The sequence below is a fragment of the Halalkalibacillus halophilus DSM 18494 genome (genome assembly GCF_000423105.1).
In the GTDB taxonomy this organism is placed as follows: domain Bacteria; phylum Bacillota; class Bacilli; order Bacillales; family Alkalibacillaceae; genus Halalkalibacillus; species Halalkalibacillus halophilus.
Window position 1 is genome coordinate 375,264 of the sequence record NZ_KE383978.1, and the last position, 15,079, is coordinate 390,342.

12 protein-coding genes are annotated in these 15,079 nt (G+C 36.0%); 9 read left to right on the forward strand and 3 right to left on the reverse strand.

Going from position 1 to position 15,079, the window contains the following annotated elements; all coding sequences use genetic code 11:
* Positions 1–7: 7 nt before the first annotated feature.
* Positions 8–742 (forward strand): zinc ribbon domain-containing protein, encoded by a 735-nt coding sequence (locus tag G532_RS0113550; protein ID WP_027965282.1) that lies wholly within the window; start codon positions 8–10, stop codon positions 740–742.
* Positions 743–915: 173 nt separating this feature from the next.
* Positions 916–3,660, forward strand: a complete 2,745-nt coding sequence (locus tag G532_RS0113555; protein WP_027965283.1) for a CapA family protein — start codon at positions 916–918, stop codon at positions 3,658–3,660.
* A gap of 65 nt (positions 3,661–3,725) precedes the next feature.
* Here the strand turns inward: G532_RS0113555 and G532_RS15695 are convergent, their stop codons facing one another.
* From G532_RS15695 to G532_RS0113570, 3 genes are all read right to left on the reverse strand, one after another.
* On the reverse strand, positions 3,726–4,532 hold the full coding sequence (locus tag G532_RS15695) for a creatininase family protein (protein WP_051189188.1): 807 nt from the start codon (positions 4,530–4,532) through the stop codon (positions 3,726–3,728).
* Between the two features lie 22 nt (positions 4,533–4,554).
* On the reverse strand, positions 4,555–5,949 hold the full coding sequence (locus G532_RS0113565; protein WP_027965284.1) for an APC family permease: 1,395 nt from the start codon (positions 5,947–5,949) through the stop codon (positions 4,555–4,557).
* Positions 5,950–6,031: 82 nt separating this feature from the next.
* The gene (locus G532_RS0113570) at positions 6,032–6,793 is read right to left on the reverse strand and encodes an IclR family transcriptional regulator (RefSeq protein WP_027965285.1); all 762 of its coding nucleotides are present in this window, start codon (positions 6,791–6,793) and stop codon (positions 6,032–6,034) included.
* Positions 6,794–6,992: 199 nt separating this feature from the next.
* Here G532_RS0113570 and G532_RS0113575 point away from each other — a divergent pair, with 199 nt between their 5' ends.
* The 7 genes from G532_RS0113575 to pdxA all read left to right on the forward strand — a co-directional run bounded on the left by G532_RS0113575 (position 6,993) and on the right by pdxA (position 15,077).
* Positions 6,993–8,591: an alpha-glucosidase gene (locus tag G532_RS0113575; protein ID WP_027965286.1), complete on the forward strand. Its 1,599-nt coding sequence runs from the start codon at positions 6,993–6,995 to the stop codon at positions 8,589–8,591.
* Positions 8,592–8,745: 154 nt separating this feature from the next.
* Positions 8,746–9,513: a zinc ribbon domain-containing protein gene (locus G532_RS0113580; RefSeq protein ID WP_027965287.1), complete on the forward strand. Its 768-nt coding sequence runs from the start codon at positions 8,746–8,748 to the stop codon at positions 9,511–9,513.
* Positions 9,514–9,693: 180 nt separating this feature from the next.
* Complete coding sequence (locus G532_RS0113585) at positions 9,694–10,800, forward strand: Fic family protein (RefSeq protein ID WP_027965288.1); 1,107 nt, start codon at positions 9,694–9,696, stop codon at positions 10,798–10,800.
* A gap of 26 nt (positions 10,801–10,826) precedes the next feature.
* Positions 10,827–11,696: an ROK family protein gene (locus G532_RS0113590; RefSeq protein ID WP_027965289.1), complete on the forward strand. Its 870-nt coding sequence runs from the start codon at positions 10,827–10,829 to the stop codon at positions 11,694–11,696.
* A gap of 297 nt (positions 11,697–11,993) precedes the next feature.
* The gene (locus G532_RS0113595; protein WP_027965290.1) at positions 11,994–12,752 is read left to right on the forward strand and encodes a DeoR/GlpR family DNA-binding transcription regulator; all 759 of its coding nucleotides are present in this window, start codon (positions 11,994–11,996) and stop codon (positions 12,750–12,752) included.
* A gap of 6 nt (positions 12,753–12,758) precedes the next feature.
* On the forward strand, positions 12,759–14,072 hold the full coding sequence (locus tag G532_RS0113600; protein ID WP_027965291.1) for a four-carbon acid sugar kinase family protein: 1,314 nt from the start codon (positions 12,759–12,761) through the stop codon (positions 14,070–14,072).
* The gene (gene pdxA / locus G532_RS0113605; RefSeq protein WP_027965292.1) at positions 14,073–15,077 is read left to right on the forward strand and encodes a 4-hydroxythreonine-4-phosphate dehydrogenase PdxA; all 1,005 of its coding nucleotides are present in this window, start codon (positions 14,073–14,075) and stop codon (positions 15,075–15,077) included.
* The last annotated feature ends 2 nt before the right edge of the window (positions 15,078–15,079 follow it).

The following is a 15,079-nucleotide window of genomic DNA, read 5'->3' on the forward strand; positions in this document are numbered from 1 at the left end:
TGATTCAGTGTATTGTGAAAAATGTGGTTACCAAGTGACCAGGCAAAACTTTTGTGAAAATTGTGGAGCACCTATAGAAGGTGAAGGAGTAACTCAAACTCTCAAGAACAATAATGAAACAAAGGTAAGGGAATCAGGAAACAATTATTTCATCTACCTTATGAATCTATTAAAGAATCCAACCAATGCTGTTACTACCAATGAAAGTTCATTGGTCTTTGGAGTATTGGCGTTAGTGTTACTTACATTTACTTTCACACTCGGCCAATACTTTTTACTAGATAGGATGTATAGTAGAATGTCCAGTGGCTTTACAGATGAGTCATGGCCACTATTGGGTCTGTCTACTAGGATATTTATCGGTGGACTGTTAATTGTTGGATCCGGTCTTCTAGCATTAATATTAACGCTGAAAGTTGGGAAAGTAGACCTTTCTCTTCAACGTATAGTTGCACAAGCTGGAGCACTAGCGGTACCTTTTATCGTTGTAACTTTATTATCTATGGTAACAGGATTAGCATATTCTGCAGGATTGACGACATTTTTAGGGTTAGGTGGATTAATTGCCTATGCTTGTTTGTCAGCTGTGATACTAAGCCTTTATCACCTGGTAAAAGAAAACAAGACGGAACATTTTATTTCTCTAAGCTTAGGGAGTTTTGCATTAACTGCAGTTTTTATTTATCTAACGTTTGAAATATATTTCGGAAGAATGGTAGAAGATTTGATGTCGATTTTTTAGTTTTGAAGATAAGTTGATTTCATAAGTCTTTTTTAGATTCAAAGTCTAATATAAAGTTGGTACTAAGCTACGTATCGACTCTAGTTATTAATTTACAAACAACAATTAATTCCCTTATGCTATAATGTGATAAACAATTTTCACACTAACTAGGAGATCATAAGGAGAATTCTATGCATTATTTAAAAAAGATTTTAATAGAAACAAAAAATTACAAAATTACTTATCATGAAAATAAATCAACTCCAAGTAATAAATGTGTTATCACATTTGGCGAAGTGGACTCTCCCTTAGATGAAACAGGATTTGCTGACAAACTAATTATGGATCAAGGGTTTGATTACATTTATGTCGCTCAGAAGAAATTTACTCATTACCAATTCCTATCTGCCGAAAAGTTTAAAAACGTAGTCCACAAATATGTTAAGAATAAAGAAGTTTATACATATGGCTCGAGTTTAGGTGCCTATTCCGCCATTTATTATGGTGGTATGATAAACGCAAACATTTTAGCCATGAGCCCTCGGATTCCTGCCCATCCAGTCATTGATAATTTAATGGATCAGAGATTTAAAAATCGTGGATTTAAACATAAAGATCTTAGTGATTTAGATAAATCCAATAAAAACGTTTGCATATTTTATGATGAAAAGAATCATATTGATTCCTATTATGTGAACTTTTTTATTAAGGAAGCTTATCCAAATGCAAGCTATTATAATTTAGAGGCTGCTGGACATTACACAGCTAGAGCCCTGTTATTATCTGGTGAACTAAAAAATGTTGCGCTGTCATTTTTCAGTGATCAAGAAATAGATTTTGAGTTGGATTATCAGGCTATATATGAGTGGCAATATAGTAAGGCAAAGAGTAGGATAAGAAAAGGAAAGCTAGGCCATGCAGAAGAAAATATTTCTGCTCTTCTTTCCAATGATTTTGCAAAATCTGAAGATGTACAAAATTTAATCACAGAATATAAAGCAAAATTGTTAGCTAAATCTATAAAGAAGTCCAAAGATAAAACTAAAAAAATCCACCCTATTATGACTCAACAAGAAAAAGATAAAATCAATCAAGCTGTTATCATATCGTATGTTGGTGATTTAATTTTACTTAGAGATCAAGTCTTGAATTCTTATAATTTTGAAACGAATCAATATGAATTTGATGAAATGTTCACTCACGTAAAGAAATATTTGAGTATTTCAGATTTTAATATGGGCGTTTTTGAAGGTGTTACAGCTGGGGATGGATTAGAGTATAGTACTAGTGATTATAAGGACAATATACCTGTGAAATTAAATTTTCCTGATCGTTTTGCATATGCAATAAAACAGGCTGGATTTGATTTTGTAACTACTGCTCAGAACCATTTCTTAGATTACGGGGTTGATGGGGCTAGACGAACCTTGGATACCCTAGATAAAGTTGGCTTAAACCATCGTGGTTCGTACCGTAATCAAGAGGAAAAAGATCAGCTACCGATTTATCATATTAAAGGTTTGAAAGTAGCAATCTTAACTTATACGAGAAATAGTAATGGATATAAAAATAGTTTCTTTCTAGATAATGAAAACAAACATTTGACTTCTCTAATAGTCTCCCCTAAAGATGAAAATTTTGAGAAGGTTAAGCAAGATGTGATTTCTGATTTTGAAAGAGTTAAAAAAGAAAATCCTGATTGTATTATTGTTCATTCTCATATAGGTAAACAATTCGTACATGAACCTGACAAATCCCAAAAGATTTGGGCTGATATTTTTGTAGACGCAGGAGCAAACGTTGTATTGAATGATCATGCACATGCGGTTCAGCCTTATGAATGGAGAAAGAGTCCGAAAGATGGCTCTTCTGTTTTAATACTTCATTGTCCAGGTAATTTTGTTAATTCTTATATTGATAAAAATGGGGATGCATCTGCATTATCACAGATATATTTGGATCCTAAAACTGGTAAACCATTTAGTGTAGGGTGTGTACCATTGTGGGCACATGCTTATATAGATGGAAACTATCGAGCACTCCCGGTTCATGACGTTATGAATGATAGGGAATTGAGAAAAACGATAAGTGTATATGAATTTAATAGAATAAAAGAAGTACAAGAGCTTGTAACTGGGACCATGTTAGGTGAGAAAATTAGTATTGATCAAATGCAAGAACAATATTATTTAATGGCAGAACGAGCTAATAAAACTAATAAAGGTTATGTACGCTCTAATGTTCAGCCTTTAGAGCTTTCAAAAGAAGTGAAAAAGAATAAAATCTACAATTTGATGAAGAAATCGAAGAAGGTTACCTTTGTAGGAGATTCTCTAACAGAAGGTACGAAAAATGGTGGTTATGGATGGTTTGAACCTTTGATAGAAAACTTTAAAGAAGTTGAATATAATCGCTTTTCAAAGGATGGATTAACAGCAAAATCCTTAGTGAAATATGCAGGTGAGGTAGCAGAGAATGAATCTGATTTATTTGTTATTGCTATTGGAGCGAATGATGTAAGATATAGAGATCCGAAACTCTGTACAATGACGAAGGAAGAATATATCAAGAATATAGACCAACTCGTTTCTGCAATTCAAACTAAAAACAAAAAGGCTAAATTTGTATTTATTGCTCCTTGGACTACTGATAATTTTGATAAGCTATCAAAGCTACCAAAAGTAGAACGATTTAAGATGCTTAAGGAATACAGTGATGAGTTAAAAGCATACGCTAACTCTATTAATTCACACTATATAAATCCTAATGTATATATCAAAAATCGAATTAAGACTAGAAATCCTAAAACTTGGCTGCTAGATTCCATTCACCCAAATGCTGGGGAAGGAATTAAGCTATACAGTGAAGCTGTTATAGAAGCTTCTTCAAAAGAAAGTGCTTTTATTAGGAGAGCAATTAAGAAAGTTATTCGTTAAAATTATCGCTATTTAAAAATCCGAACCTTCATTCGAAAAGGTTCGGATTTTTAAATTTCACTAAATTATAATGGAATATCATTATTTCTCAATTTAACTTTAATTTCTTTTCCAGCATAATCTATGAATTCTGCAATGTTATCGACTAGTGACTCATGGTATTTTTCACCCTTGGAAGCATTCGCCTTGGTAGAGTCTCCCATCATTCCTGTTCCTTTAGTTTTCTCTTTATATGTTGAAACATCACTTGCTGTAATAAAATGATCACCTTCAACTAAAGGATCATGTTTTAACAAACGGTGGCTAGCAGGGATATTCTTAGAAGATTTTGAAGCGTCGCACAAATCCGGTAATAGATAGTACATTTGCGAAGTTTCAAGTTCTTCCGCATGACCAATCCCGCCAGGTTCCACCTCATTTAATTCTTTTCCTTTTTCATGATTAATATAGAAGGGGTCTGCTATAGCAAGGAAAGCAGCAGTTTTATTTCTTAATCTAGTCATCGCAATTCTGATTGGTGCCAAGTTAGCCTCACGGTGACCATTAATAATTATTATTTTCTCAAAACCATGGTGAATTAAACTCGCACAAGTATCTTCAACAACACTGGTCAATGTTTCAGGTCTCAGTGTAATCGTACCTTTATATGCCATGTGATGTGGTGCCCATCCAGTCCATATAGGTGGCGCGATTAATGTGTTCGTTTTTTTTGCTACATCTTCTGCGACTTTCTGTGAAATATACGCATCCGTTCCCAATGGTAAGTGTAAAGCATGTTGCTCTACACTGCCACATGGAACAATAATCGTTTTATTATCTTTCAAATAATCCTCTACATCTTGCCATTTATTTTCTTGTAACCATAAATTCATTTCCATCACCTCTTTATATTTATTACTCTGTCTGGCTAGTCATTCTTGCCATTTCATTTTCATCTAAATAAGTCCAACGATTCTTGGCATACACCACATACCATATCGTTAGTAATATTAACCAAGAGACCCCAATATATATGGCTAAAGGATCAATATAAGTCAGTATCCAAATACATGCAATTGCTGCAAAGATAGCTAATATTGGAATACCTTTTATATTGATTGGATATTTAAAAGTTGGATTCAGATCTTTTCTTTTCACTCTCACAATGACTAGCGCTATATTCATGAGTGCCATCATCAACCAGTTAGCAAAAACTGCTGCAGAGACTAATAGACCAATGGCATTTGCATAACCAAATGCGCTTGTAAACGTTGCAAGTAAAGCAATAATTCCCGTGAAAATTATTGCATTATTAGGTACTCCAGATTTCTCACCTACCTTGGCAAAAATCTTAGGAAATGCATTTTCTCTTGCCCCTGCATATAGCATTCTGGATGAACCTAGCAAACAACCAATAGTTGAAGTGCCCGTAGCTGTAAGTGCAGCAATGGCAATTAGGACTGCTCCCAGCCCAGGTAAAAGTGACTCGATTGCTAAAGATAAAGGAGCACTTGACTCAGCTAAATCAACAGGATTTGCGGAAGAGACAACGCCATAACCCGTTATAATATATAAAACAACAGTCGTTACTAGAGCAGATATCTGTGCTAAAGGTAAATTTCTTCGTGGTTTTTTAGCTTCTTCACCTAATGTAAGAACAGCTTCCACTTGCATTTGTCCAAATGCAATTAATGCAGTGGCGGCAAATACACCTGTCCAACCGTTTGGCATAAAACTTGAATACTCAAAAGGTCCGACGGGGTTTGCGGAAATTGCAATGATAGCAATAGAAAATAAAGCAATCACCTGAATTATTGAGAATACCGTATTTACTTTTCCGGTTAATTTGATTCCTACTAAAAGAAGTAATGTTATTAAAATAGAAACTATTGGCGCAACTATTGCTGGAGGTAGGCCAGGAAAAATAAAATTAAAATAACCTGCGAAACCTAGATTTACTGCACCTGCTGCAAAGGCAAAAGATAGAAAATATAAACCAGCGCACCAAAGTGCAATTAATTTACCTAGGTGTTGCGATATACTACCAAATGCAAATTTTGAGTATGCATAAGATGCCCCTTGGTATGGCCAATTAGAAGCAAGCTCTGCATAACTCATTGACGATAATATGGCAACAATACCGGCAATGATAAAAGCAATAAAAAGCGCAGGTCCTGCCTCAGCCACTGCAGGTCCAATTACCGTGAATATTCCACCACCGATAAGCGCTCCTACTCCGATACTCCACAAATCAACAAAACCTAACCCTCTTTTTAAATTTTTAGAGTCGTTCGTCACTACTGTATCCATCGGAATCCTCCATTCCATATTGTGAAATTAATAATCCACTATATAGAATTTTGACACAAGAAGTCGAAATTCCTGCAAAATATCAATTATTTTTTAAATTATCTGTAATTTCTTTAGAAGTCTCTTTTAAAAGTTTTATCAAATGAGATTCTGATTGATCAAAATCTTTTTCTAATCCTACAACACTTAACGAAGCAATAACTTCAGTTGAATTTGGCCAATATATAGGTACGGCATAAGCTATAGTTTCTTCAATTAGCTCACCCTTGCTGATACTATACCCTTGAGTTTTAATTTGGTTTAATTTTTTATTTACTACTTGTATATTTAGTGGGGTAGAATTCGTAAAAGACTTGAATTCCGTATTTTGAAGAATCCAATCTCGATCAGTAGAATTCATGTACGCCAGCAGTACTCTTGGGCAAGCAGCTGTATATAGTGGTGCTCTTCTACCTATAGCAGGGTATAGACGAATTTGTCGCCAAGATTGAAACTGTTCTATGTAAATAGCCTCTTGATTGTCAAGCACTGCCAATTGGACGTTTAGGTTTAATTGATTTCTTAATACTTTCATATATTCTCTTGCATATTCTCTTACATCAATATTACTTCTAATAATCGAACCTTTTTCTAGAAAGGAATAACCTAAGGAATACCATGTCTTATTATTTATTTTATGCTTTTTTATGTAGCCGAAGTTTTCTAAGGAAGTGATGATTCTAAAAGAGGAAGATTTCGGTATAGAAGTTTCTTTTACAATTTCATCTAATGTGAGTTGGTATTTTCTTTCTGAAAAACAATCTAAAATGGACAAGGCTTTATCTATACTTGTGTTTTTTTCCATTATTATGAAGACCTCCATTTAGCTATGGTTAATATTTTATAATTTTATCATAGATTTATTTAGTGGTAGTAGGGAGAATTAGCTGGGGGTTATTTACTCCATTTTTATACAATCAAAAAAGTAATTCTATTAATATGCTAGAATTATTAACAAGAAAGTAAATTCTATTTTTACATATGTGAGATTTAGGAGGAAGCAAATGAATAATAACAATTGGAAAAACTCCGTCGTCTACCAGATCTACCCACGAAGCTTCAACGATTCAAATGGGGATGGGATCGGCGACTTACAAGGTATTATCAAAAAACTAGATTATTTAGCTGATTTAGGTATAGATGTAATTTGGTTAAGTCCAATCTATGATTCTCCGAATGATGATAATGGATACGATATTCGGGATTATTATTCTATTATGCAAGAGTTTGGTACGATGGATGATTTTAATCTTTTGCTAGAAGGGATTCATTCTCGTGGTATGAAGTTGATGATGGATGTGGTGGTTAATCATACTTCAGATGAACATGAGTGGTTTCGTGAGCATCCTGAATATTATTTTTGGCGAGAGGAGCCAAATAACTGGGGATCTGTATTTGGTGGTTCTGCTTGGGAATATGATTCGGATCGGTCGCAGTATTACCTGCATTTATTTTCAAAAAAACAGCCGGATTTGAATTGGGAAAATCCTGAGCTTCGTGAACGTGTGTACGAGATAATGCGGTATTGGCTCGAGAAGGGTGTAGATGGTTTCCGCTTGGATGTTATTAATTTTATTTCGAAGGATCCTGCGTTACCTGATGATCCGGAAGGCGATGGGACTGCTTATTTTATGAATGGTCCAAGGGTGCATGAGTTTTTACATGAAATGCACGAGGAAGTGTTGAAGCATTATGATGTGATGACTGTTGGGGAAATGCCTGGTGCAACTCCTGATGATGCGGTGAAATATACGGCCCCTGAGCGTGAGGAACTGAATATGATTTTCACCTTTGAACATATGGATTTGGATCAAGTAGGAGGAGAAAAATGGAACGTAAAGCCACTTGATTTGGTGGATTTGAAGGAGAATTTGGAGAAGTGGCAGCATGCGCTTTATGGGCGTGGTTGGAATAGCCTTTATTGGAATAACCATGATCAGCCGCGCGTTGTTTCTCGTTTTGGAGATGACAAGGAATATCGTGTGGACTCGGCGAAAATGCTTGCAGCCTGCTTACATATGATGCAGGGGACGCCTTATATTTATCAAGGGGAAGAAATTGGCATGACGAATGTGCAGTTTGATTCGTTGGATGAATATGAGGATTTAGAAACGTTAAACATGTATGATGAGAAACGTGCGGAAGGTTGGTCGCATGAACGAATCATGCAGGCGATTTATTGGAAAGGACGCGACAATGCGCGAACACCGATGCAATGGTCGAATGAGCTGAACAGTGGGTTTACTGAAGGGGAGCCATGGTTGAAAGTGAACCCGAATTATCCTGAGGTTAATGTGGAGAAGGATTTAGCGAGTGAAGATTCGATTTACCGATATTATCAAGCGTTGATTAAGCTTCGAAAGAATTATGAGGTTATCACACATGGGAATTTTTCGTTATTTGACCGAGACCACCCCAGCGTGTTTGCTTATAAACGGAACTGGAATGGAGAGTCGTTGACGGTTTACTGTAATTTTTCTTCAGAGGAATTTCGTTATGAACGACCAGCAGGGAAAGTGTTAGTATCTAGTGGACAAGTGGTTGAGGATCATGAGTATGTGAATTTGGGTGCTTATAGTTCTATTGTGTTTTATGATAATTAAGTTAGTGGCGGTCACAGGGGCAAATTCCTGTGATCGTTTTTTTATGACCAAAAGTGGTACAACTTTTATTCTTAAAGCCAGTTTACCTTCATATGTTCTAATAGAGACATGCAAATTTTTAGACCGAAGAAGAGTCATGAGGAGGAATTTTTAAATGGCTAATAAAAAATGCCCTAAATGTTCGAAGATGCAATTAGGTGGTAATTTTTGCGAAAAGTGTGGAACCCCTTTGCCGAACGGTGCACCACAAGTTAACACGAAACAGGGACAAGCATCTTATCCAAGTAGGCGTGATGCTCAAGGACAAGAAACTGGGAATAAGGAAAGTTCAAATTATTTTTCATACCTACAATCGACCCTTCAAAATCCCACTCAATTATTTACTTTTAATCAAAATAAAATGAGTAATGGTGTTATCTCTATCCTATTATTGTTAATAACTTTTACTTTAGGTTTATATTTTTTAGCGAATAGTTTATTATCTCCGAATGAACAATCCCTACCATTTTTCGAAATCTCTAGCCGATTGTTTTTTAGTGGGTTTCTGGTTGTGGTAAGTGGATTTATAGCATCACTTGTGGTGTTAAAGTTTGTGAAGGTAGAGTTGTCTGTTAAAACGTTGATTGCACAGATGGGAGCATTTGCTGTTCCGTTTTTAGCATTAACCAGTGTTTCTGTAATCACCGGACTTTCCAAATCGGTAGGACTCACGTTAGTACTTGCTATTGGAGGGTTGTTTGTTTTTATATTCGTTAGTAGTGTTGTGATCACCATGTATCACTCAATGAAAACAAATGAGAGTGGACAATTTGTTTATCATGCGATTTGTAGCTTTGTGTTGACGGTTGTGTTCCTATACATTGTGTTTCGTCTATATGTAGGGGGAATTGTTGGTGAGTTGGAAGGGTTGTTTGTTTGGTAGATAGTAAATTTTTAAATGAAATTTATACTTAAGACATTGCCTGTGAGGTAATGTCTTTTTATGTTGGTTGAATAATTTATATAGTGATATAAAATCATAAAAAAATATCGCAACTTATATAAATTTCTATCTTGTGATATAATTTATTATAAATAGGTTGTAAAAGGAGGGTTCAGTGTGATGAAGCCGTATGAGTTACCATTTCTGCCAGTGAAATTCGAAGCTGAAGTTGAATTATCTTTTTATAAGAAGGTAGTTGAAGCTACTTCAAAATTGGAAAAACTAAAACAAAAAATTAATTATTCTGTGGTCAACGAATCTTTTATTCAACTACTAACCCTCCAAGAATCGGTTCAATCGACAAGAATCGAAGGAACTCAAGTGACATTTAGTGAAATGTTAGAAGACGAAGTGAGTGAACAGTCACCTGACTGGGAAAAGGTAGAGGTAAGAAATTATCGTCGTGCCTTGAAATTAGGCGTTGAAGCAATTAAAGCAGGGTATCCAATTACGGAGCGCTTATTAAGAGATATGCACCGAGAGTTAATGAAAGATGCTAGAGGAGCTCAAGGTACAGAGGGTGATTACAGAAGGATTCAAAATTTCATAGGTCCTTCTAAAAATATAAAAGATGCTTCCTATATCCCGCCCGAACCGCAAACGATGGGTGATTATATGAGTAATTTAGAGATGTATATGAATGGTCATCCTTATATTGAGGAGGAAGATTTGCTGCATCCATTATTGAAGTCGGCTATCATTCATGCTCAATTCGAATCCATTCATCCATTTTTAGATGGGAATGGTCGTTTGGGTAGAATTCTAATTGTCCTTTATATGCTTCAGTCAAAATTAATTGATTCTCCGTCGTTCTTTCTTAGTGAAGAACTAGAACGTGAAAAATTTAAGTATTATGCAATGCTGAATGGGATTAGAAGAATTGGTAAAAAGCAACCTGACTGGGAGAGCTGGATTCATTTCTTTTTAGATTCTACAATTAGAATGGCTGATCACCAATACAATAAGTTGGACCGAGCAGAGAAACTTTATAATGAGGGACTTGATCAGTTAAGTATCTCGTCAACAAAATATGTATGGAAAATGATGATGACGTATCCGATTGCTACGGTGAAAACCATAGAATCACGCACAGGATTGGCTGCAACGACCATTCGTAAATCTTTTAGAGAGCTTGTTGAAAAGCAATTAGTATATCAAGATGACCGCGTTCGAAATAAAAAGTATTATCAGTACGATTTAATTCGGATTATGTCTGAGAATAATTAGAGTTCAATGGGGAAGGGGTAGAAGTTGTGAAAGTACTAGGAGTCGATATTGGCGGGACGAAAATCCGCTTTGGAATAATTGATGAACATGGAAAAGTGTATGTGGATGAACGGATTGAAACGGGCTTTCCTTTATATGAATTGTTGGAAGAGCATGTTGTGAGGTTAGTGAAAGAGTACCCGGAAATTGAAGCTGTTGGTGTTGGGACAGCTGGATTCGTCGATGCGAAGTCTGGCCGAATTGTTTATATGTCGGAAACGCTACCGGGGTGGACAGGTACTGAGGTGAAAAAGCAGTTAGAAGCGGCAACGGGTTTACGAGTTGAAGTAGAAAATGACGCTAATTGCGCGGCATTGGCAGAAGCGAAATTCGGGTCGGGACGTGAGTATGAACGCAGTGTTCTGTTAACGCTCGGGACCGGACTTGGCGGTGGGATTATTGTCGATCGCCAGATATTATCGGCCGGACCGAATGGTGGAGCTGGTGAAATTGGACATATGATTCTTTATCCAGGTGGGGAGATGTGTTCCTGCGGGCGTCGTGGTTGTTTTGAACAATACGTGTCTGGGACTGCTTTGAAGCGACGAATCGCAGAAGCGGAATTAGATATGACCCCGATGGAATTGTTCCCTGCTGCTAAAGTGAATGAGCAAGCGGAGAAAGTCGTGCGAGATTTCACATTCGACTTGGCATGTGTGATCAGTTCCTTGCAAGCTGCATTGGACATGGAGGCCGTCATCATTGGTGGCGGCGTGTCTGAGTCTGCATCTTACTGGATGAGCTATTTAGAAGAGCAGCTTGATGGAGTTATGCTGAACAAGCTTGATGTGAAATTAGCTTCGTTTGAAAATGAGGCAGGAATCTTGGGTGCGGCGTTGTTGGTGTTGTCGGAGTAGGGTGTTTTTCGTAATTAGTAGATGATTTTGGGTAATGAGTAGAACGTTTTCGATAATGAGTAGAAGTTTTTGAATAATGAGTAGAACATTCTCGATAATCAGTAGAAGTCTCTAAATAATGAGTAGAACAAATTCATATTAGAGAAAAAGCGATTGCTCGAAAAGAGCAGTCGCTTTTTTATATGGTTTAAAAATAATTAAAATTCAGAAATTTTAAAATTAATATTGACAAAAACGAACATAAATAACATAATTGACATTAATAGATGTTAATATCAAACAGAAACGGTGATAAAAATGTTACCTTTAGCACGCAGGCAATGGATCCAGCAAAAAATTAAAGAAAACGGAAATGTGGACATAGTAGAAATATCTAATGAATTGAATGTATCTTCGATGACTATTCGAAGGGATTTAAAAGAGTTAGAAAAAGAAGAAAAGGTAATTCGCACACATGGTGGAGCAATTTCCACACAATCTATGACATTAGAAGTACCGTACTCATCAAAAGAGGGTAGAAATTTAAAAGAAAAACAGGCGATAGCTCTAAAGGCAAGTACAAATATTCCAGAATACTCTACTATCATTTTGGATTCAGGTACCACCACTTTAGAACTAGCAAAACTAATAAAGTATCGCAAAGACCTTACTGTAGTAACAAATGACGTTAAGATCGCTAACGAATTAATTGATAGTGAAGTGAAAGTAATAGTAATTGGTGGAGAAATGCAAAATGAAATCGGAGCACTGTTTGGAACTCTAGCAGAGAAGATCTTACAGAACCTTAATGTTGATATAGCTTTTATAGGTGCTCATGGAATCAATTACGAAAATGGTCTTACTGCTCCTGCAGTTGAAAAGGCTTCGCTAAAAAACCTTATGATAGATTATTCAAATGAACAATGGTTGCTAGCGGATTCAAGTAAGTTTAATAAAAAGTCGTTTGCAACTGTTTGTGATTTAAGTCATGTAAGCGGTGTTATTACAAATGAAAGCATTCCAAAAGAATTAAAGCTTAAGTATGAAGAGAAAATAAGAATCGTGTTAGGGGGGTGATGAAGATTGAAAGTAGGCGTGATATCTGATGATTTTACTGGGGCAAATGCAACAGGTGTTAATTTAATCCAACTTGGGTTAACTGCTAAAACTGTAGTGAACAATGGTGAATTACCTTCCGATCAGGGAAATGTTGCAGTTTGTGTAGATACCGATAGTAGGTATGTTACTCCTGATGATTCTAGAAAAATTATCGACCAAACACTTCAAAAACTTGAGGGTTGGGGTGCAGATGTTATTTGCAAGAGAATTGATAGTACCCTTCGAGGAAATATCGGTTATGAATTGGAAGCACTATTGAAGGCAAGAAACTATGAGCCGACGGTAGTTATGATGCCCTCCTACCCTTCTTCTAATCGAAAAGTTTTAGGTGGATATTTAATAGTAGGTGATCAATTACTAATTGAAACCGATGTAGCAAAAGACCCTTTAAAGCCAATTACTAGCTCACATGTTCAAACTATTATTCAAGATCAAGTAGATTTAAAAGTACTAACTATTGAAATGGATGTCATTTTGAAGGGTGTGGATGCTGTTACTGAAACCTTAAAATCTCATGTGGCTAACCAAGCAAATATTATAGTTTGTGATGCTTTAACTGATCAACATATTGAAATTGTTGCAGAAGCTATGGAGAAGAGGAAACACTGGTTTATTCCAGCTGATCCGGGCCCTTTAACAAAACACTACATTAAACAAAAGATGTTACATTCATCAGAAAGTTCAAATGAAAACCACAGAATAGTCGCAACAATAGGTAGTGCTACAAAGATTTCAGAATCACAAGTGGAACATTTAGCACAGCAGAGTGATGTAGAGGTAATATATGTACAACCTGAAAAATTAGCATCATTCACATCTAGTTGGCAATACGAAGTGGATCGAGCTACTGAATCAATTAGTAATTTATTAATAGAAAACAAAATTATAGTTGTAACAACGAATCATCCCGACTTTAATCTCGTTGATTTAAAAGCAAAGGGACAAGAAGAAAATGTGGGTAGTGACAAACTAGCAAAACAATTATCAAACGGGTTAGCAACCATCACCAAAAATGTAATTGATAAAAATTCATACGACTTCAATTGCTTTTTTAGTGGAGGGGACATAACTGCTTCCTTTTGTGAAGTAACAAACTCAAAAGGGATTAAGTTAATAGATGAGGTTATTCCGTTAGTTGCGCATGGAGAACTATTTGGGAATCCCAACTATGAAAAAATCAATGTTATTACTAAGGGTGGAATGGTTGGAGAGCCTCATTCCATTGATGTATGTATCCGATACTTAGAAAATTTTACAAACCAAAGGAGCTTGAATTAAATGAGCAAACAAATTATTGCGATCCCTTTAGGGGACCCAGCAGGAATCGGTCCAGAAATTACAGTGAAATCATTAGAGAAACAAGAAATTTACGATGTATGTAAACCATTAGTAATTGGAGATAAATCCACGTTAAAGAATGCTATGGAGTTTTCTAATGTAGATTTAGAGATTAACTCAATAGAGTCACCAGAAAAAGGACTCTATCAACAGGGAACAATCGACTGCATTTCACTAGATAATGTAGATAGTAGTAAGTTACAAATTGGTGAGGTTAGTGCTAGTTCTGGAAAAGCAGCCTTTGAATATATTGAAACTGCTATTAATTTGGCAATGGAAAACCAAGTAGGTGCAATAGCTACTACACCAATCAATAAAGAATCACTTCAAGCGGCTGAAGTTCCTTACATTGGACATACGGAAATGTTAGAAGGATTAACAGATACGCAAGATCCTTTAACCATGTTTGAAGTTAGAAGTATGCGTATTTTCTTTTTAACTAGACATGTGTCCTTAAAACAAGCAATTGATCAAATAAATCCAGAACGAGTGCATAACTACCTTGTTCGATGTGATGAAGCTTTAGATAAGCTAGGGGTTTCGAAAGCTGATAGAACAATTGCTGTAGCAGGGCTAAACCCTCATGCAAGTGAGAATGGACTATTTGGTAATGAGGAAGCAGAAGGAATTATTCCTGGAATAGAATCTGCAAAAGAAAGTGGCGTCGATGCAGTTGGACCTGTCCCGGCAGACTCGGTCTTTCACCATGCATTAAATGGCAAGTATGCAGCAGTACTCTCTCTTTATCATGATCAAGGGCATATTGCTGCTAAGATGACCGATTTTGAGAAGACAGTATCCATTACGAATGGACTACCATTTTTACGAACATCAGTTGATCACGGAACTGCTTTTGATATTGCTGGTAAAGGAATCGCGAGCAGTGTAAGTATGGAAGAATGTATAAAACTTGCGGCAAAATATAGCGAAACATTTAGAAAATAAGA